Source organism: Faecalibacterium sp. I4-3-84, from assembly GCF_023347255.1.
Taxonomy (GTDB): Bacteria; Bacillota; Clostridia; order Oscillospirales; family Ruminococcaceae; genus Faecalibacterium; species Faecalibacterium taiwanense.
The window spans coordinates 862,178-881,818 of sequence record NZ_CP094466.1 but is presented as its reverse complement, the minus strand read 5'-3'; the positions used below and the strand labels follow the sequence as shown (position 1 = coordinate 881,818).

The 19,641-nt window shown below is 56.7% G+C and carries 17 protein-coding genes and 1 tRNA gene; 16 read left to right on the top strand and 2 right to left on the bottom strand.

Annotation, left to right across the window (positions count from 1 at the left end; genetic code table 11):
- Positions 1 to 94 precede the first annotated feature (94 nt).
- Both MTP41_RS04320 and MTP41_RS04315 read left to right on the top strand, forming a co-directional pair.
- Positions 95 to 460 (top strand): helix-turn-helix domain-containing protein, encoded by a 366-nt coding sequence (locus MTP41_RS04320; RefSeq protein WP_113993110.1) that lies wholly within the window; start codon positions 95 to 97, stop codon positions 458 to 460.
- Positions 461 to 462: 2 nt separating this feature from the next.
- The gene (locus tag MTP41_RS04315) at positions 463 to 1,959 is read left to right on the top strand and encodes a tyrosine-type recombinase/integrase (protein ID WP_097775163.1); all 1,497 of its coding nucleotides are present in this window, start codon (positions 463 to 465) and stop codon (positions 1,957 to 1,959) included.
- Between the two features lie 62 nt (positions 1,960 to 2,021).
- Here the strand turns inward: MTP41_RS04315 and MTP41_RS04310 are convergent.
- A tRNA-Leu gene (locus MTP41_RS04310) sits at positions 2,022 to 2,100 on the bottom strand.
- Positions 2,101 to 2,637: 537 nt separating this feature from the next.
- Here MTP41_RS04310 and MTP41_RS04305 point away from each other — a divergent pair.
- The 7 genes from MTP41_RS04305 to rfbB all read left to right on the top strand — a co-directional run bounded on the left by MTP41_RS04305 (position 2,638) and on the right by rfbB (position 12,357).
- Complete coding sequence (locus MTP41_RS04305) at positions 2,638 to 4,560, top strand: HD domain-containing phosphohydrolase (protein ID WP_179859584.1); 1,923 nt, start codon at positions 2,638 to 2,640, stop codon at positions 4,558 to 4,560.
- Positions 4,561 to 4,715: 155 nt separating this feature from the next.
- Positions 4,716 to 5,765: a SpoIID/LytB domain-containing protein gene (locus tag MTP41_RS04300; protein WP_249236283.1), complete on the top strand. Its 1,050-nt coding sequence runs from the start codon at positions 4,716 to 4,718 to the stop codon at positions 5,763 to 5,765.
- 132 nt (positions 5,766 to 5,897) lie between these two features.
- Positions 5,898 to 8,321 (top strand): glycosyltransferase family 2 protein, encoded by a 2,424-nt coding sequence (locus MTP41_RS04295; RefSeq protein WP_249236282.1) that lies wholly within the window; start codon positions 5,898 to 5,900, stop codon positions 8,319 to 8,321.
- Between the two features lie 5 nt (positions 8,322 to 8,326).
- Positions 8,327 to 9,118 (top strand): glycosyltransferase, encoded by a 792-nt coding sequence (locus tag MTP41_RS04290; protein ID WP_249236281.1) that lies wholly within the window; start codon positions 8,327 to 8,329, stop codon positions 9,116 to 9,118.
- A gap of 329 nt (positions 9,119 to 9,447) precedes the next feature.
- Positions 9,448 to 10,335 (top strand): glucose-1-phosphate thymidylyltransferase RfbA, encoded by an 888-nt coding sequence (gene rfbA, locus MTP41_RS04285; protein WP_249236280.1) that lies wholly within the window; start codon positions 9,448 to 9,450, stop codon positions 10,333 to 10,335.
- 21 nt (positions 10,336 to 10,356) lie between these two features.
- Positions 10,357 to 11,274: a dTDP-4-dehydrorhamnose reductase gene (rfbD, locus tag MTP41_RS04280; protein ID WP_097775168.1), complete on the top strand. Its 918-nt coding sequence runs from the start codon at positions 10,357 to 10,359 to the stop codon at positions 11,272 to 11,274.
- An 18-nt stretch (positions 11,275 to 11,292) separates the two neighbouring features.
- Positions 11,293 to 12,357 carry a dTDP-glucose 4,6-dehydratase gene (rfbB, locus tag MTP41_RS04275; protein ID WP_249236279.1) on the top strand — a complete coding sequence of 355 codons (1,065 nt, stop codon included), beginning with the start codon at positions 11,293 to 11,295 and terminating at the stop codon, positions 12,355 to 12,357.
- 127 nt (positions 12,358 to 12,484) lie between these two features.
- Here rfbB and MTP41_RS04270 read toward each other — a convergent pair whose 3' ends face one another.
- On the bottom strand, positions 12,485 to 13,084 hold the full coding sequence (locus MTP41_RS04270) for a uridine kinase family protein (RefSeq protein ID WP_249236278.1): 600 nt from the start codon (positions 13,082 to 13,084) through the stop codon (positions 12,485 to 12,487).
- A 332-nt stretch (positions 13,085 to 13,416) separates the two neighbouring features.
- Between MTP41_RS04270 and MTP41_RS04265 the strand changes: the two genes are divergently transcribed.
- The 7 genes from MTP41_RS04265 (at position 13,417) to MTP41_RS04235 (ending at position 19,639) form a co-directional block, all read left to right on the top strand.
- Positions 13,417 to 14,001 carry a DUF3793 family protein gene (locus MTP41_RS04265; protein ID WP_097776441.1) on the top strand — a complete coding sequence of 195 codons (585 nt, stop codon included), beginning with the start codon at positions 13,417 to 13,419 and terminating at the stop codon, positions 13,999 to 14,001.
- 445 nt (positions 14,002 to 14,446) lie between these two features.
- The gene (locus MTP41_RS04260) at positions 14,447 to 14,662 is read left to right on the top strand and encodes a FeoA family protein (RefSeq protein WP_005944556.1); all 216 of its coding nucleotides are present in this window, start codon (positions 14,447 to 14,449) and stop codon (positions 14,660 to 14,662) included.
- Positions 14,663 to 14,744: 82 nt separating this feature from the next.
- The gene (locus MTP41_RS04255; protein ID WP_005944554.1) at positions 14,745 to 14,966 is read left to right on the top strand and encodes a FeoA family protein; all 222 of its coding nucleotides are present in this window, start codon (positions 14,745 to 14,747) and stop codon (positions 14,964 to 14,966) included.
- A 25-nt stretch (positions 14,967 to 14,991) separates the two neighbouring features.
- A complete protein-coding gene (feoB, locus tag MTP41_RS04250) occupies positions 14,992 to 17,178 on the top strand; it encodes a ferrous iron transport protein B (RefSeq protein WP_005944552.1) in 2,187 nt (728 codons plus the stop codon).
- A 36-nt stretch (positions 17,179 to 17,214) separates the two neighbouring features.
- Positions 17,215 to 17,397, top strand: coding sequence for a FeoB-associated Cys-rich membrane protein (locus MTP41_RS04245; RefSeq protein ID WP_044954063.1), 183 nt, complete (start codon positions 17,215 to 17,217; stop codon positions 17,395 to 17,397).
- Positions 17,398 to 17,507: 110 nt separating this feature from the next.
- Positions 17,508 to 17,912, top strand: coding sequence for a metal-dependent transcriptional regulator (locus tag MTP41_RS04240; RefSeq protein ID WP_005944549.1), 405 nt, complete (start codon positions 17,508 to 17,510; stop codon positions 17,910 to 17,912).
- Positions 17,909 to 19,639 carry an ABC transporter ATP-binding protein/permease gene (locus tag MTP41_RS04235; protein ID WP_249236277.1) on the top strand — a complete coding sequence of 577 codons (1,731 nt, stop codon included), beginning with the start codon at positions 17,909 to 17,911 and terminating at the stop codon, positions 19,637 to 19,639. The genes MTP41_RS04240 and MTP41_RS04235 overlap by 4 nt, the downstream gene beginning before the upstream one ends.
- The last annotated feature ends 2 nt before the right edge of the window (positions 19,640 to 19,641 follow it).

The following is a 19,641-nucleotide window of genomic DNA, read 5'->3' as shown; positions in this document are numbered from 1 at the left end:
CAAGTGAGATGGTCCCCGAAAAAGACCATCACACTTTACATATAGTATTTTTTGCTGAATAATCGACATATTGAACTAGAAAGAGAGGACAGGAATGAGCGAGATCGCAGCCTGCACTTTGATTCAGGAAGAGCCTGACCGAAAGACGGAGAGGTATCTGACGATGTTCAAGGACTACCCGGATGTGGTGACGGTGGAGCATCTTCAGGAAATGCTTGGCATCTGCCGGAAGAATGCGTATCTGTTGGTCAAGCAGAATAAGATCCACTCGGCGCGTGTAGGACGCAGCTATAAGATACCAAAACTCTGCGTGGTAGAGTACCTGCTCGATCAGGATCGGCAACTTGGAGGGATGCACCTTTCAAACTCCCTTGTGCCATCCTTGCAAAACACTCCAGAATCTTCTAAACTTATGATGCCTAAGCAAAGGACGTTTGGCTGCGAACAGAAAGGAGCATAACTATGACAAATGTGGCCGGACATTTAAGAGAACAAAACGGTATGTATCAGATGATTCTGAGCTGGAAAGACACAGATGGAAAGCGCAGAACCAAATCCATCAGCACAGGACTTCCTGTTAAAGGAAACAAAAAAAGAGCTGAATCTCTGTTGCGTAAAACACAAAAAGAGTTTAACCCTGAAACGATGCAGCAGGTTTCCGACCTGCCGGTATCGGAATATCTGAACCGCTGGCTTCGGGAAAGCGTGATGAACCTTCCGCCCGAAACCTATGGCAGATATGCTTATGATCTGGGAAGAGTAGTTGTCCCATACTTTGAAAAGAAGCGGCTGTCTTTGAAAGCACTCTCTCCGCGCGATCTGGAAACGTTCTTCCGCTATGAGCGTCAGCAGGAGGAGGCCAGTGTACAGCAGCTTCTGGATTGGCACAAGGAGTTGACCGATGCCCTACAATATGCCGTTGACAATAATTGGCTGAAGGTCAGCCCCATCAAAGAAGTTGACCCCTGCCTTGATAACTCCCCGGTACTTTTCACCGACTTCATCACGGACTGGTTGAAAATGATGAAGTCACGAGTAGAAATCACAACCTATACCAGCTATGAAAGAGCAATCGTTCACAAGATCGTCCCATATTTTGAACCGCTCCACTATACATTGCAGGATATGGAACAGCATCCCAAATACATCCAAGACTTCTACCAGCATGAGTTGGATCGTGGCCTTACGGCAAACACCGTCATTCACTATCACGCCAACATCCGCAAATGCTTGCAGTACGCTTTTCAAATCGGCATGATCCGTTCCAACCCGGCAGATCGCGTTGAACGTCCTCGTAAGGAAAAGTTCAAGTCGGAGATTTACAGCGGTGAAGAACTGGAGCAGCTTTTCAAAGCGATTCAAGGTGACCCTTCGGAGTTTGGCGTTATCATGGCTGCATTCTACGGCCTGCGGCGCAGTGAAGTTGTTGGCTTGAAATGGGATGCCATTGACTTTGAAAACAAGAAAATCAGCATTCAGCATACGGTTGTGACCGCAAAGGTCAACGGAACGCTAACAGAAATCGCACGAGATAAGACAAAAACAAAGTCGAGCTGCCGGACACTTCCCCTAATCCCTGCCTGTGAGCAGATGCTCAATAAAATGAAAAAGGAGCAGGAGCAGAATCGGAAGGTCTGCGGCAAAAGCTATTGCACCGATTATCTTGACTATATCTATGTAGACCCGATGGGAAAACGGATTCGGCCCGATTTCCTGAGCCAACATTTCCCGGATTTTCTGGTCGCACACCAGATGAAGCGTATCCGCTTTCACGATCTGCGCCATAGCTGCGCCAGTCTGCTCTATGCCAATGGCGTGAGCCTGAAGGAGATTCAGGAGTGGCTGGGGCACAGCGACATCAGCACGACAAGCAACATTTATACACATCTGGATTTCTCCAGTAAGGTATCTTCGGCGAATGCAATCGTCAATATCTTCCCAGAAAACGCCAAAGTATAAAAAATGGGCAAAAAAGAAAAACAGCCTAAAATCTTTCGATCCTAAGCCGTTTTATGATGAAGTGCCGATGGTGGGACTCGAACCCACATGGTTTCCCGAACGATTTTGAGTCGTTTGCGTCTGCCATTCCGCCACATCGGCTTATATTCAATTTTGGGACATTAGTACCGGTTTCTGAGGATTGGAGGGATGTTCAGGAGGGATGTAAGAAATCCTGCTTCGACAAACCTTCAAAATTCAACGGACACTCGTGAATTTCTCGCACAGACACAGAAAATCACGAAGCGGATTTTGAGTCCCCCTCGTCTGCCATTCCGACACACCGGCTGATATGCAATTCAAAAGAACGCTACTATTATAGCGGATTCTGCGCACAAAATCAAGACTGAGTTTCCGGCGGAAACATGTGGACTGTTTCCGGGCAGAGCGGGCAGTAGACGGCCGGAAAACTGCACTCCCCAATTTGCGTCGCTTTGTGCGGCACAGTACGGTGTCTGATGAGGAAATTTGAGAAAAATAAAGAGCTTACGTTGATTTTACAGGATCAAAACGACACATTCCGTACCGCAGGCTGCAAGGGTTGAAGATTGACGTATTCTGGTAAAAAATAGTATAATGTTATTCGTGAAGGAATGCCGTGCGGCCCAAAACGCGCGGCTTTGCAGCGGGAGATATGCGATGATGAGCAGAAAAAACAGAACACGCCAGGAGATGGAAGAGGAAATGCGCCAGCTCCGCAAGGTGTTCATGACGGTGCGCCTGATGAAGGCGGACGAGGTGCAGGGCGGCAAAAAGGGCAGCGCGCCCTGCTATGCCCAGTGGCGGCGCAGCCGTCCGTGTGAAAACTGCGTGGCAAGGCAGGCGCTGGAAAAGAACACCCGGAAAACAAGGCTGGAATACTTTGGGCAGGAGCTATACGAGATCACGGCCAGCTGTGTGCAGGTGGATGGCCAACTCTGTGTGCTGGAGCTGACCCGCAAGATCGACCGCAGCGTTCTGTTGGACCCGGAAAACGGTGAGCGGCTGCTCAACAGTATTACCGACGAGCGGGAAAAGCGCTACCGCGACCCGCTGACCGGTGCCTACAACCGCACCTATTATGATGAGAACTACCGCTACCGCAGCATTACCGCCGGTGTGGCGATGCTGGATATGGACGATCTGAAGTTCTCCAACGATGTTTACGGCTCCGGTGCAGGCAACAGCGTGCTGGAAACGGCGGTAAGCACCATCCGGCGCGGCCTTTCGGAAAAAGACCGCCTGATCCGCTACGACGGCGGCAGGCTGCTTTTGCTGCTGCCGGACATCCGGCAGGAACAGCTCAGCCCGCGTCTGGAACAGATCCGTCTGCAGCTGCAGGCGACCAGCGTGCCGGGCTACTCCCGCATCCGCATGTCGGCCAGCATTGGCGGCGTGTGGATCGACGACGAAAATGTGGACGATGCGGTGCAGCACGCGGAACGGCTGATGCACTATGCACGCATCCAGAAAAACACCGTGATCACCGAGCGTCAGCCGGAGCCGCACGCCCTGCAGCCCACCCACAGCCGCCAGAGTGTGCTCATCGTGGACGACTCGGCCATGAACCGGATGCTGCTCAGCCAGATGCTGAACAGCCAGTTCGACACTGCCGAAGCGGCTTCCGGCGAGGACTGCCTGCGCCTGCTGGAACAGAACCCCACCGGCATCTCCGTTGTGCTGCTGGATATCCACATGACCGGCATTGACGGCTTTACCGTGCTGGAAGCCATGAGCCAGCGCGGAATGCTGGAAGAGATCCCGGTCATCATGATCTCCAGCGAGGACAATGTGGACACGGTGCGCCGCGCCTTTGATTTGGGTGCGTCCGATTATATCAGCCGCCCCTTTGATGCAAGGGTGGTGTATCAGCGCATTACCAACACCATCCGCATGTATGCAAAGCAGCGCCGCCTGAGCGCCATGGTGGCGGATCAGGTGTCGCAAAAGGAAAAGCGCAGCCAAATGATGATCGGCATTCTGAGCCGGGTGGTGGAGCGCCGCAACGGCGAGAGCCGCACCCATGTGCAGCACATCAGCACCCTGACCGGAATGCTGCTGGACCATCTGGTGCAAAAGACCGAGACTTACCCCCTGACGCAGGAGATGCGCCGTACCATCAGCATGGCCTCGGTGCTGCACGACATTGGCAAAATGGAGATCGGGGAGCAGGTCCTGAACAGCCCGGAGCCGCGCACGCCGGAGGATGAAGAAACCATGCGCCAGCATACCCTGCTGGGTGCACGGATGCTGGAAGAGCTGGATGCCTACCGCGACGAAGATTTTGTGCGGGTAGCCTATCAGATCTGCCGCTGGCACCACGAGCGGTACGACGGCAGCGGCTACCCGGACCAGCTGGTTGGCGAACAGATCCCCATTGCGGCACAGGTGGTCGGCCTTGCGGATGCCTACGAAACGCTGACCACTGGCAGCGGAAGCCAGCCGCCGGTACCCTGCGCGGCTGCAGTGCAGATGCTTTGCACCGGCGAGGCCGGGGCGTTCAATCCGGTGCTGCTGGACTGCCTGCGGGAGATCGAGAACGAGATCGACGATGCCATGCGTCGTCGGCCGGAGACCTTATAAATCAGACCGGAGAGCAGCCCGAACGGGAAAGGCCCTCCGGTTTCTTCTTTGTCCAGATGTGAAAACGAAAGTCCAGTCCTTGCCCGCAGGCGCAGGCTGTGTTACACTGTAAAAAACACAGTCAGAAATCTGCAAAAAACAGGAGGAGATCACTTTTGAAACATCTGCATCGGTTTGTGCGCCGCGCGGCGGCGTTTGTGCTGGCAGCAGCGCTGTGCGTTTGCGTGCTGGCCCCGGCGGCTTCGGCAACCACCACTATGGGCGGCGCGGACACGACCCTGATCCCTGCCGAGGAGGAAAACTGCCTTGCATGGCTCTTTGGCACCAGTGATACCATCACCATGCCTTACCTCAACATCAAGGGAAAAGGCTTGCAGCGCAATGTCACGCTGAACCTTGTGGACTGCCTTGTGGGCATTACCTACACGGAGCTTGGCTCCATTGGCAGCTATGTCAGCGCCAGCGCCGCCCAGCAGGCGTGGAAGGCACAGGCGGTGGCCATCCATTCCTATCTGGAATACCACAAGCAGTACGGCTCCTCTGCCAATGCGCTCATCTACACTCCGGTGGATCAGATCCCATCCTCGGCACGGGAAGCCATCCGCAGGGCGGTGGAACCGGTGAAAAATGAGGTCCTTACCTACAACGGCAGCGTCTGCGACGCCGTGTGGTCGGCCAGTGCGGGCTATAACACCCAGACCGGCGTGTACGGCACCTGCTCCAGCCGGGACGCATGGGGCACCGATGTGCCGTATCTGCAGAGCGTGGAGAGCCCCTACGAGGAGCAGTACCACAACAAGCTGCGCCGGGTCATCGGAAAAGACTATACCTATAAAGAGTATAACGACAGCCGCACCGGCGAGCCCTACGTCAGCGCCGACACCACCCACAAGGATCTGGGCGGCTTTGTGCAGTACAACACCTTTGTTTCCAATGGCCGCAGCTACCGCTATATCGGCCAGTTCGTTTCCTCCCGCTACTGCTTCGACTTTGGCGCGGACGAAAGCGGCACTCCCTGCATGACCTATTACGGCTTTGGCCATGGCGTGGGCATGAGCCAGTGCGGTGCTGTGGGTTACGCACAGGAGCAGGGCATGGGCTACCGGGAGATCCTGAGCCACTACTACACGGGTGTGAGCATTTCCACTTCCAGCAGCTCCGGCGGTGGGTTCTTTGGCTGGCTGCACAGCCTGTTCCACTGGTAAGCAGTGGAAAACTGCAAAGAAATGCGCGCAAAACCTTCTCAAATCATGCCGGATTTGGTATACTATAAATCGTGTGATTTTTTGAGAGATCATTTTTTAAGATAAAAAAGTTCCATAGGAGCGGAGATCGGAATGGATCAGGAAAAAGAAACCAAACGACAGGCCGAGCGCTGCCGTGCACTGGCGCAGCGCATCGTGCGGGAGCTGACCCCTGCCAGCATTCAGGTGCTGGGCGGCAGCGGCGCACTGGCCGAAGCACTGGAAAAGGCCGGCGCACAGCTGCTGCCGGAGAATGCAGAGCAGGGCACCGCTGCCCTGCTGGTGGTGGAGGACCCGGAATGGGTGGATCTGCCCGCACTGCAGTGTGCACAGGTGCTGCTGGTATGCACCGATGCATCGGCCATGGCTGACTGTGCAAAGCAGTTGGCCGCACAGGGCCTGTACCGGGATTTTGAGTGGAAGAACCGCGGCAAAGCCCAGCAGACCGCGCTGTTCTGCCGCAGCGCCGCTGTGCAGGATGCACAGCAGCTGCTGGCAGGCTACGAGATGACGCTGGACGATCTGCGAGAGCGGATGCAGCAGGCCGAGCGCACCGGCGAAGAGCAGACGGCTCAGCTGGAACGCCTGCGCAGCGATCTTTCGCTGAGCCGCAGCCATGAGCAGGATCTGGAAAAGACACTGAACAATGTGACCAGCTCTACTTTCTGGAAGATGAGCTGGCCGCTGCGCTACTTTGTCAGCAAGGGCCGTCAGCTGGCACACACCTTCCCGCCGTTCGTCTTTCTGGGCCAGCTGCGCCGGGTGGGCATTTCCGGCGTGCGTGCGCAGGCAAAGGCCAAAAAGGAATATGCGAAGCTGTTCCCGGGCAGGACCATGCGCGCCGACCGCTTTGCCAGCGCAGAGCTGCTGGTAAGGCAGGTGGCCGACCAGCCCGCCGCGCCGCGCATCAGCATCGTGGTGCCGCTGTACAATACGCCGCAGCAGTTTCTGGTGGAGCTGCTGGACTCGGTGCAGAACCAGACCTATCAGAACTGGGAGCTGTGCCTTGTGGATGCCGGACAGGACGAGACGGTGGGCCAGACCGTAGCAGCCCGTGCTGCGGAAGACCCCCGCATCCGCTATCAGAAGCTGGAAAAGAACGAGGGCATTGCGGGCAACACCAATCAGGGCTTTGCACTGGCAACGGGCGAGTTCATCGCCCTGCTGGACCACGATGATATCCTGCACCCCTGTGCTCTGTGGTACGTGGCACAGGCCATTGCCGAACAGGGCGCAGACTTTGTGTATACGGATGAAGTGACCTTTGAGGGCGACATCGACCATCTGACCGTTTACCATTTCAAGCCGGATTATATGCTGGATAATCTGCGCTCCAACAACTATATCTGCCACCTGAGCGTGTTCAGCGCAAAGCTGCTGGCCGCTGTGGGCGGCGATGAGCGTGCAGCCTACAACGGCAGTCAAGACTATGACCTCTACCTGCGCCTGACCGAAAAGGCGCACAAGATCGTGCATATCCCGCATCTGCTGTACTACTGGCGCTCCAGCCCCACCAGCGTGGCAAGCAACATTTCGGCCAAGACCTACTGTCTGGAAGCTGCGGTCAAGGCCCTGTATGCCCACTACGAGCGTGTGGGTGTGCCGGTGGATGAAGTTTCCATGATCCCGGGTACGCCGGGCTTCTATAAGACGGACTATACCATCACAAAGCCGGGCCGGGTCAGCATCCTGATCCCCAGCTGCGACCATTCTTCCGACCTGCGCACCTGCGTGGAGTCCATCTATCGCAGGAGCACCTATGAGGATCTTGAGATCATCGTCATCGAGAACAACAGCAGGGAGCCTGCCACCTTCCGCTGCTATGAAAAGCTGCAGAAGGAGCACAAGAACCTGAAGGTGATCACATGGCAGGGCACCGGCTTCAACTACAGCGCCCTGAACAACTTTGGCGCAAAGGAAGCCACCGGCGAATACCTGCTGCTGCTCAACAACGATACCGAGGTCATTTCTCCGCGCTGGATCGAAGAAATGCTCATGTACGCCCAGCAGGACCGTGTGGGCTGCGTGGGCGCAAAGCTGCTTTATCCGGACAACACCATCCAGCACGCGGGCATCGGCTTCGGCTTTTTGACCCTTGCGGCCCACATGCACAAGAACTTCCCGGTGGGCCACCCCGGTTATATGGGCCGTCTGGTCTATGCACAGGATGTGTATGCGGTCACTGCCGCCTGCCTGATGGTGCGCAGGAGCGTCTACGAGCAGGTGAACGGTCTGGACGAGAGCTTTGCTGTGGCCTTCAACGACGTGGACTTCTGCGTGCGCGTGCGCGAAGCGGGCTATACCAACGTGTTCACCCCCTTTGCACAGCTGTACCACTACGAGAGCAAGAGCCGTGGTCTGGACGAGAACCCGGTCAAGCGCAAGCGCTTCATCTCGGAGGTGGAGCGCTTCCAGAAGCGGTGGGCAAAGCAGCTGGCCGCAGGCGACCCCTGCATGAACCCGAACTTTGACCTGATGAAAGAGGACTTCAGCTTTGACATCAAACCGCTGGAGTGAACGACATGGAACTTTCTGCTTGTATTGTAGTTTATAACGGCGCGGATGAAGCGCTCAGGGCGGCACAGACCGTGCTGGACTGCACCCGCCGCCACCCGCTGACGCTGTATCTGGTGGATAACGCCAGCCCGGACGGCAGCGGCCAATGCCTTGCAAAGGCCGCGAAGGACGGCACCCTGCACATCCGCGAGGACCAGAAGGTGGAGGTGCTCTGCCGCACAGAGAACGGCGGCTTTGGCACCGGCCACAACACGGTGCTCAGCCTGCTGCAAAGCCGGGTGCACTTTATCCTGAACCCGGATATCCAGCTCACTGCGGATACGCTGAGTGACCTTGCGGACTGGATGGAACAGCACCCCGGCGTGGTGATGGCGCGGCCCGCACTCACCTTCCCGGACGGGCGGCCCCAGCGTCTGCCGCTGCGCCGGTGCAGTGTGCGGGCCATGGTGTACCGCCAGCTGCCCTGCCTGAAATTCTGGGCAAAGTACAACGAGCGCTATCTCATGGCGGACAAAGACCTGACAAAACCCACCGAGATCGAGTTCTGCACCGGCAGCTTCTCGGCCGTGGACACTGCGGTGTTCAAGGCTGTGGGCGGCTTTGACGAGGACTACTTCATGTACGTGGAGGATGCCGACCTCACCCAGAAGATGCGCACCCGGGGCAAAGCGTATCTGGTGCCCCAGTATACGGCCATCCATGCATGGCACCGCGCCGCGCACCGCAGCCTGAAGCCCTTTTTGTGGCAACTGCGCAGCCTGCTGCGCTATTTCTCCAAGTGGGGCTTTGCGTGGTAACTCCCCCAGTCAATGCCTACGGCATTGCCAGCCCCCTCGGAGAGGGGGCCTTTTGGGCGGAACAAATGCGAGATTGAAGGAGTTTCAGAACGGCTTTTCCGGAAAATTTTTCGGGAAAGCCGTTCTTTCTTGCTTTTTGTGTGATTTGATAGTAAAATAAAGTGAACTGCTATTCCCATTTTGCCATTTTGGGCAGGGGGGAGCGGCTCCTGAATTTGTTTACAGCGGACGCAGCTCCGCTTTGAATCCATACGTCATCCGGGTGGTCTCCCGTCTGGGCGGCGTACAGCTGCACAACTTTTCAATCTATTTTAAAGGAGTGCACAAATATGAAAGGTATCATTCTTGCCGGCGGTGCCGGCACCCGGCTTTACCCGCTGACTATGGTCACCAGCAAGCAGCTGCTGCCGGTCTACGACAAGCCGATGATCTATTACCCCCTGTCCACGCTGATGCTGGCAGGCATTCAGGACATCCTGATCATCTCCACCCCGACCGATACGCCTCGCTTTGAGGCGCTGCTGGGTGATGGCAGCCAGTACGGCATCCATCTGCAGTATAAAGTTCAGCCCTCTCCGGACGGTCTGGCACAGGCCTTCATTCTGGGCGAAGAGTTCATTGGCGACGACTGCTGCGCCATGATCCTGGGCGATAACATCTTCTACGGCAACGGCTTCTCCAAGATCCTCAAGACCGCCGCCGCCAATGCGGAAAACAAAGGCCGCTGCACCGTGTTCGGCTACTATGTGCAGGACCCGGAGCGCTTTGGCATCGTGGAGTTCGACAAGGACGGCAAGGTGCTCAGCGTGGAGGAAAAGCCTCAGTATCCCAAGTCCAACTACGCTATCACCGGCCTGTACTTCTATAACAAAGAGGTCGTGAAGATGGCAAAGCAGGTCAAGCCCTCTGCCCGCGGCGAGCTGGAGATCACCACCCTGAACGACATGTACCTGAAGCAGGACGAGCTGGACGTTCAGCTGCTGGGCCGCGGCTTTGCATGGCTGGACACCGGCACCATGGACAGTCTGGTGGACGCCGCCGACTTTGTGCGCATGATCGAGAAGCGCCAGGGCATCAAGATCAGTGCGCCGGAAGAGATCGCCTTCAAGTACGGCTGGATCGACCGCGACACCCTGCTGGAAAGCGCTGAGCGCTACGGCAAGAGTCCTTACGGCCAGCACCTGAAGAACGTTGCAGACGGCAAGCTGCGCTATTAAGCAAAAGAGAGGCATACCCATATGAAAATCATTGTTACCGGCTGCAAGGGTCAGCTGGGCACCGAGATCCTCAAGCAGCTGCGCGAAGGCCGCAGCGAGATCGGCCCCATCCCCGAAAAGCTGCTCAATGCCACGGTGATCGCCGTGGACCTGCCGGATCTGGATATCTCCAACTACAAAATGGTGGACGAGTTCATCCGCCGCAACCGCCCGGATGTCATCATCAACTGCGCTGCCTACACCAATGTGGACGGCTGCGAGGTGAACCATGATGCCGCCTTCAAGGCAAATGCCCTCGGCCCCCGCAATCTGGCACAGGCAGCGGAAAAGACCGGTGCACGACTGGTACACGTCTCCACCGATTATGTGTTCTCCGGCCGTGAGAACGGCGGCGTTGCACAGGACGAAGCCACCATTCCCGGTCCCATCAGCGCTTATGGCTCTACCAAGCTCATGGGCGAAAAGTATGTGGAACAGTTCTGCCACCGTCACTTCATCGTGCGCACCGCGTGGCTCTACAGCTACTACGGCAAAAACTTCGTCAAGACCATCGTGAACGCAGGCAAGAAGTTTGGCAAGCTGGAAGTGGTCAATGACCAGTGCGGCAACCCCACCAATGCGGTGGATCTGGCCCACGAGATCCTGCAGCTGTGTGTGACCCACGAGTACGGCCTGTACCACTGCACCGGCGAGGGCATCTGCTCGTGGTATGATTTTGCGTCCGAGATCATCCGCCTGTCCGGCGTGGATGCCGCTGTGGCACCCTGCACCAGCGAGGAATACAAGGCAAAGCACCCGGAAAGCGCCGACCGCCCCAAGTGGAGCGCACTGGACAACCGGATGCTGCGCTGCACCGTGGGCAACGATGTGCGCGACTGGAGAGACGCTCTGGCCTGCTTCTTCGCCCACTGGGACGGCGACAACGGGATGAAAGACTGAAAAGAGGAAATTGAACCTATGAAAACCTATCTGATCACCGGCTGCGCCGGTTTTATTGGCTCCAACTTTGTGCATTATATGCTCAAGAAATACCCGGAGATCCTGCTGGTCAATCTGGATAAGCTGACCTACGCCGGCAATCTGGAAAACCTGAAGGATGTGGAGGGCGACCCCCGCCATGTGTTCGTGCAAGGCGATATCTGCGACAAGGAGCTGGTGGAAGGCCTGTTCCAGAAGTACGATTTCGATTACGTCATCAACTTTGCCGCCGAGAGCCACGTGGACCGCTCCATCAAGAACCCCGAAATTTTTGTGCAGAGCAACGTGATGGGCACCGTCAACCTGCTGCAGCGCGCCAAGGAAGCATGGTATGATGCCGATGCCAAGACTTGGAAAGAGGGCAAGAAGTACCTGCAGGTGTCCACCGATGAGGTGTACGGCGCACTGGGTGCCGAGGGCTACTTTATGGAGACCACCCCCCTGTGCCCCCACAGCCCCTATTCTTCCTCCAAGGCCAGCGCCGATATGTTCGTTATGGCATTCCACGATACCTACGGCATGCCGGTGAACATCACCCGCTGCTCCAACAACTACGGCCCCTACCAGTTCCCGGAGAAGCTGATCCCCCTGATGATCAACAACGTCAAGCACCACAAGCAGCTGCCCGTCTACGGCGACGGTATGCAGATCCGCGACTGGCTGTATGTGGAAGATCACTGCAAGGCCATCGATATGGTAGCCAACGGCGGCAAGATCGGTGAGGTGTACAACGTGGGCGGCCACAACGAGCGCCCCAACATCTTCATCGTCAAGACCATCATCAACCAGCTGCATGACCGTCTGCAGGACGAGGGCATCAGCGAGGACCTCATCAAGCATGTGGCCGACCGTCTGGGCCACGACCGCCGCTACGGCATCGACCCCACCAAGATCAAGAACGATCTGGGCTGGTACCCCGAGACCCCCTTTGAAAAGGGCATTGTGCTGACCATTGACTGGTACCTGAACCATCAGGAGTGGATGGACCACGTCACCAGCGGTGATTACCAGAACTACTATCAGGATATGTACAAGAATAAGTAACAGCCTGTAAACCAAGCAAAACCAAAAGCCGGACAGCCCGCAAGCTGTCCGGCTTTGTTTGGTTCAAGGGGTGTTGTTCCGCTTTGCTATATGGCACCTTGGTCTTGCCGGCGGTGCGGAAGCCATTTCAAATCGTCCTGCCTGCGGTGGTATCCACCACAAAATCCGCGCACTCGGCAATGCCGTATTGCGCAAAATAGCCCTCCTCCAGCGGCACCCACCGGGCGGCAAAATTGGCATATCGCTCCCCCTCCCGCGCCTGCAGGCGGCGGGTCTGCTCTTTTTTTGCGCAGGTCAGGAACACCCGCAGCGTTTCGTAACCGGTCAGCAGCGGGTGGTGGCTGTAGCTGCCCTCCAAAATCACCAGCGGCTGCGCGGCCAGCTCCCGCGCGGGCAGGTACGCACCCTCGCGGCAGGAATAGGCACGGTACTGCACCGGCTGGCCCTCGTAGGCTGGGCGCAGGGCTTCGTCCCGCAGGCGGTCAAGATCCATATTGGCGCAGGGCGTTTTCTCCCAGCCGCGGATGCGCTGTGCAGGCGGCAGATAAAAATCATCGGTGTGCAGGGTGATGCTGGCCGGGAACTGCCGGGCCAGCGTATTTGCAAGGGTGGTCTTGCCGCTGCCGCAGCGGCCATCCAGCGCCAGCACCAGCGGCTTTGTGGGCTGCTGTGCCAGTGCGGCGGCAAGAAGGGAGATCAGGCCCGGCGGTGCAATGTTCTGTAGCATGGATGCGTGCTCCTTTAAGAGAATATAAATTTTTCTCATTATACCACAGCCTGCGCCAAAACGGTAGAATGCACAAAAAGCGAGGTAGAGAAAACCGTGGTTTGCCACGAATAACTTTTTTCAAGAAAAGTGTTGACAACGGCCCACCGCTGTGGTAAGATACAGTCACGTTAGAAATAACTAACCAAAAGAACCAGATCGGCAGGCCGAAGCCTTGAATGCTCCGCGCAAAGCTGCTTCTTTTTTGGAATCGGGGTTAGAAATATCTAACTTATAACCACGGCGCATCCGGGGAACAATAGCCCGGAGAAACAAGGCGGGAGGGCGCAGACATGGAGCGTAATTTTGAAACGGTCATGATCGAACAGTGTGCCCCGGTGCTGGCAAGCCTGAAACCGGCAGGCCTGTTCCGCTATGAGACCCGCGACTGCGCTGACCTTGCGCGCCGGGTGAAAAACTGGAACACTCAGCTGAACCCCAAGGGCCTGCGTGTGCGGGTGCTCAAGGGCTGCGTGCTCAACCACCGGTATCTTGTGTATGTCTACCGCGAAAGCAAGCTGGCTGCCGTGCTGGCAGATGAAAAGGTGCAGAGCTTTCTGCGGCAGGAGGGCTACCGCCTGCCGGAAGCGGGCGAAGCACCGGATGTGGGCAATATGCTCACTCAGCTTTCCCGCAAGCTGTGCTGTTCGGCAGAATTTCCGCATGAGATCGGGGTGTTCCTTGGCTATCCTCTGGGCGATGTTGTGGGCTTTATCGAGAACCGCGGCAAAAACTTTACCTGTTGCGGCTGCTGGAAGTCCTACGGCGACCCGGATGCAGCGCAGAAGCACTTTGACCAGCTGAGCAAGTGCACAGCAGTCTATCTGCGGCTGTTCCACAGTGGAACACCGATTCTCCGCCTTGCCGTGGCGGCTTAAAATTTGTCATTCTCTTTTCAAATACTCTCTTTTTATCCTGGCACCTGCTGGTGTCCACGCACTGGCAGGAAAGAAATCCTCCTTTTGACACGCGGCCGCGCGGTGCAGACTGACCACTGTACCGCGCGGCTGTGTCATTTGCAGCAAAAGAGCACAGCAGGTCAGAGAAAAAGCTTTGTGATAGTTTACAAGATGCCGCAAAAAAAGAACAAGAAAATGGAAACAATAGCTAACTTTAATTCAATGATTTGAGTTAGTTATTGTTGATTGTGGTGAAAAAACGGAAAAAATCGGGCAGAAAAATTGTTTGTTCATACGAACTAACTTTTAATCATGAAAAAACTATTGACATAAAAGGTTAGTAAGCGTAAACTATCCACGCTGGTAGTTGCGGCTGACTAACCGCAGCGATATCCCAGATTCAAACAGGAAGGGAAGCGAAAGTATGATGCCTTTGACAATGGCAAAAGCAGGGGAGACCGTCACCATCAAAAAGATCACCGGCAAGGACGAGATCCGGCTGCATCTGGCTGAGCTGGGTTTTGTGGTGGACAGTGAGGTAACGGTCGTCAACGAGATCGCAGGCAACCTGATCATTCAGGTCAAGGAAAGCCGCATCGCGCTGGACAAGACCATGGCAAACCGTATCATGATTGGCTGAACAGTGCCCCGGCGCTGTTTGGGAGCTGCTCCGAAACTGGAATAGTCTCTCTATAAAGACAAGCAGAGGAGGATGGTTAAGTATGAAAACTCTGAAAGACGTAAAGGTCGGCGAGACCGCTACTGTGGCAAAGCTGCACGGTGAAGGCCCGGTCAAGCGACGCATCATGGACATGGGCATCACCAAGGGTGTTGAGATCTATGTCCGCAAGGTGGCACCTCTGGGCGACCCCATGGAGCTGACAGTGCGCAACTACGAGCTGAGCGTGCGCAAGGCCGATGCTGAAATGATCGAAGTAGTCTGATCCCAAAGGGAGGAAGGATTAAGCAATGAGCATTAAAATTGCACTTGCCGGCAACCCGAACTGCGGTAAAACGACCCTGTTCAACAATCTGACCGGCTCCAACCAGTATGTCGGCAACTGGCCCGGCGTTACGGTGGAAAAGAAGGAAGGCAAGCTGAAGGGCGACAAGGATGTTATCATTCAGGATCTGCCCGGTATCTACTCGCTGTCTCCGTACACGCTGGAAGAAGTGGTTTCCCGTACTTATCTGGTCAAGGAGAAGCCCGATGCCATCCTGAACATCATCGATGGTACCAACATTGAGCGTAACCTGTACCTGACCACCCAGCTGATCGAGCTGGGCATCCCGGTGGTCATGGCTGTGAACATGATCGATCTGGTGCGCAAGAACGGTGATAAGATCGACCTGAAGAAGCTGAGCGCAGAGCTGGGCTGTCAGGCTGTTGAAATCAGCGCACTGAAGGGCGAGGGCACCGAGGCTGCTGCAAAGGCTGCTGTGGCTGCTGCAAAGGCTACCAAGGCTGCTGAGCTGCCCCATGTGTTCACCGGCAGCGTGGAGCACGCCATTGCCCACATCGAAGAGTCCATTCAGGGCAAGGTGGATGACCGCTTCCTGCGCTGGTATGCCGTCAAGCTGTTCGAGCGCGACGAGAAGGTCATGGACGAGCTGAAGCTCGACAAGAGCCTGACCGACCACATCGACCAGCACATCAAGGACTGCGAAGCTGAGATGGACGATGACGCTGAGAGCATCATCACCAACCAGCGCTATGCATATATCAACACCGTCGTGGGCAAAGCTGTTAAGAAAAAGGCCCGCGTGGAGCACCTGACCGTTTCCGATAAGATCGACCAGATCGTGACCAACCGTATTCTGGCTCTGCCCATCTTCGCACTGGTCATGTTCCTGATGTACTCCCTGTCCATGGGCACCTCCATTGCAGACGGCGGCTGGGCCATTGGTACCTTTGCCACCGACTGGACCAACGATGTCCTGTTCGGTGAAATTGTTCCCAATGCTCTGGGCGGCTTGCTGGAGAGCATCGGCGTGGCAGGCTGGCTGTACGGCCTGATCATGGACGGCATCGTTGCCGGTGTCGGCGCAGTTCTGGGCTTCGTTCCCCAGATGCTGGTGCTGTTCTTCCTGCTGTCCATTCTGGAGGATGTGGGCTATATGTCCCGTGTCGCCTTCATCATGGACCGTATCTTCCGCAAGTTCGGCCTGTCCGGTAAAAGCTTCATCCCCGTGCTGGTCGGTACCGGCTGCGGCGTGCCCGGTGTTATGGCTTCCCGTACCATCGAGAACGAGCGTGACCGCCGCATGACCATCATGACCACCTGCTTCATCCCCTGCGGCGCAAAGATGCCCATCATCGGCCTCATCGCAGGTGCGATGTTCGGCGGTTCTTCTCTGGTGGCTGTCTCTGCTTACTTCATTGGCATGGCTGCCATCATCTGCTCCGGCGTGATCCTGAAGAAGACCAAGCTCTTCGCAGGTGATCCCGCTCCCTTCGTGATGGAGCTGCCCGCATACCATGTGCCTGCATGGGGCAACGTGTTCCGTGCAACCTGGGAGCGCGGCTGGTCCTTCATCAAGCGCGCAGGCTCCGTCATTCTGGCCGCTACCGTTGTGCTGTGGTTCCTGCAGGGCTTCGGCTTCGAGAATGGTGTCTTCGGCATGGTCGAGGATCAGGACAACTCCGTGCTGGCTGCGATCGCTACCAAGGTCGCATGGATCTTTGCACCTCTGGGCTTCGGCAACTGGCGTGCAACTGTCGCTTCCGTCTCCGGCCTGATCGCAAAGGAGAACGTGGTTGGTACCTTCGGTGTTCTGTATCACTTCGGCGGCGAGCTGTCTGAGAACGGCGATGAGATCTGGGCTGCTGTTGCGCAGGACTACACCGCTCTGTCGGCTTACGCCTTCATGATCTTCAACCTGCTGTGCGCTCCCTGCTTCGCTGCTATGGGCGCCATCAAGCGCGAGATGAACAACGGCAAGTGGACCGCCATCGCCATTGGTTATATGTGCGCTCTGGCTTACTGCGCCGCTCTGGTGGTGTACCAGCTGGGCGGCCTGATCACCGGTGAGATTGGCTTCAACTTCTTCACCATCGTGGCTGCTGTTGTTCTGGTGGCCTTCATCTACCTGATGGTGCGTCCCAACAAGTATGTTGGCGACAACGAGGTCAAGATCGACGTGACCAAGATCTGATCGAACCGCATGACATTGTGAAAGGGTGTGTTTTGTATGATGGAATTCCTCGCTGCAAATTTTAATCTGCCCACGATCATTGTGGCAGTCATCGTGTTTGGCGGTGTGGGCTGGATCACATGGCACTCCCACAAGCATGGCGGCGGCTGCAGTGGGTGCAGCGGCTGCGGCGAAGGCGGCTGCAATGGCAGCTGCAGCGGTTGCAGCGGCTGTCACTGAGCATTGAAATGATCCGCAAAGGGCGCGGGCTGGAAGTTTCGGCTCGCGCCCTTTTTTCAAAAGAAAAAAGTTAGCCTTGAGTAACATCAAAACGAAAGAGAGTGATCGGGATGGAACTTACGTCGGCGCATCTGCGCTATCTGCTGGCGATCTACGAAGTCTCACAGACCCATCTGGATATCAGCTCCCGCAGCATTGCCGAAAAGCTTGGCGTGACCAAGCCCTCGGTGGTGCGTATCATGAATCTGCTCATGGAGCGCGGCATGATCGTAAAGGAGCACTACGGCAAGATCTATATGACAGACCGGGGCATCTGGGTGGCAAAACAGGTGGATCGGGAGCTGAAAACGATCCTGACCCATTTCCCGCCGGTCAGTGAGCCGCTGAGCGAAGAAGAGCGCTTTACCGCTGCCCTTGCCATGACCAGTGCACTGCCGGAGCGCATCTTTACCGGCGAATATGAGCGTCTGTTTGGCAGTGATGCAGAAAAAGCAGAAACGGAGAAAGCCCAGTGATCAATAAAAAATTGCTGTCCTTTGACCGCGGTGCGCTGCGGTATGTGGGAGCCAATGTGGCTTTCCAATGGCTGGGGATGCTGTGCAACGTGATCTTTGTGCGGGCCATTGCCCAGCTGGTGGGCGCAGCCTTTGCGGGCAGCCTGACCAGTGCACAGCTGTGGCAGAACCTTGTGCTCTGCCTTGCCACGGTGCCCATGCGCTTTGCCTTTACCATGCTGGCATCGGCCATGAGCAATCAGGCTTCCAAGGATGTCAAGCGCACCCTGCGCAGCAGCATCTACGCAAAGCTTGCCCGCCTTGGCCCCAACTACACCGAGACGGCGGCCACCAGCGAGGTGGTGATGCTGGCCAGCGAAGGTGTGGAGCAGATCGACACCTACTTTGCAAAATATCTGCCGCAGCTGTTTTACAGCCTGCTGGCACCCGTTACCCTGTTTGTGCTGCTGGTGGGTGTGCACGCACGGTCGGCCGTCATCCTGCTGTGCTGCGTGCCGCTGATCCCCATGTCCATTGTGGCAGTGCAGAAGTTTGCCAAAAAGCTGCTGGCAAACTACTGGGGCGAATACACCACCCTTGGCGACAGCTTCCTTGAGAACATTCAGGGCCTGACCACCCTGAAAATTTATCAGGCCGACGGCTGGAAGCATGAGCAGATGAACGCGCAGGCTGAGCGCTTCCGCAGGATCACCATGAAGGTGCTCACCATGCAGCTGAACTCGGTGACACTGATGGACCTGATGGCTTACGGCGGTGCGGGCCTTGGCATCATCAGCGCGGTGGCTGCATTTGCGGAAGGCCGGCTGACCCTGACCGCCACATTGACCATCGTGCTGCTGGCGGCGGACTTTTTCCTGCCGCTGCGGCTGCTGGGCAGCTACTTCCACATTGCCATGAACGGTGCCGCTTCGGCAGAGAAGATCTTCAAGCTTCTGGCAGCGGAAGAGCCTGCCGATGGTGACCGCGTGCCCGGAGAGAATACGACTCTGAAGTTTGAGCATGTCACCTTTGGCTACGAGAAGGACCGCACCATCCTGAACGATGTCTCCTTTACCATTCCGCAGGGCAGCTTTGTCTCGCTGGTGGGTGAGAGCGGCTGCGGCAAAAGCACCATTGCGGCGCTGCTGTCCGGCAGCCGCACCGGCTATACCGGCAGCGTGACGCTGGGCGGCGTGCCGGTGCAGGAGCTGCAGCAGGAACAGCGTCTGCGCACCCTGACGCTGGTGCCCCACAACGCCGCCATCTTCAAGGGCACGGTGGAGAGCAACCTGCGCATGGCAAAGCCGGACGCGGACGAGGCACAGTTCTGGGCGGCATTGGAACAGGTGAATCTGGCCGATTTCTGCCGCAGCCAGAACGGCCTGCAGACCGCTCTGCATGAGGGCGGCAGCAATCTTTCCGGCGGCCAGCGCCAGCGCCTTGCCATGGCCCGCGCCCTGCTGCACGATACGCCCATCTACCTGTTTGACGAAGCCACTTCCAATGTGGATGCCGAGAGCGAGAACGACATCATGCAGGCCATCCACAGTCTTGCTGGGAAAAAGACGGTCATCCTGATCTCCCACCGTCTGGCAAACGTGGTGCACAGCGACTGCATCTATGCAATGAGCAATGGCCGGGTGATGGAGCAGGGCACCCACGCCGAACTGCTGGCCCAGCAGGGGGCTTATAGCCGCCTGTATCTGGCACAGCGGCAGCTGGAAACACTGGAAGAGGAGGATGCCTGAGC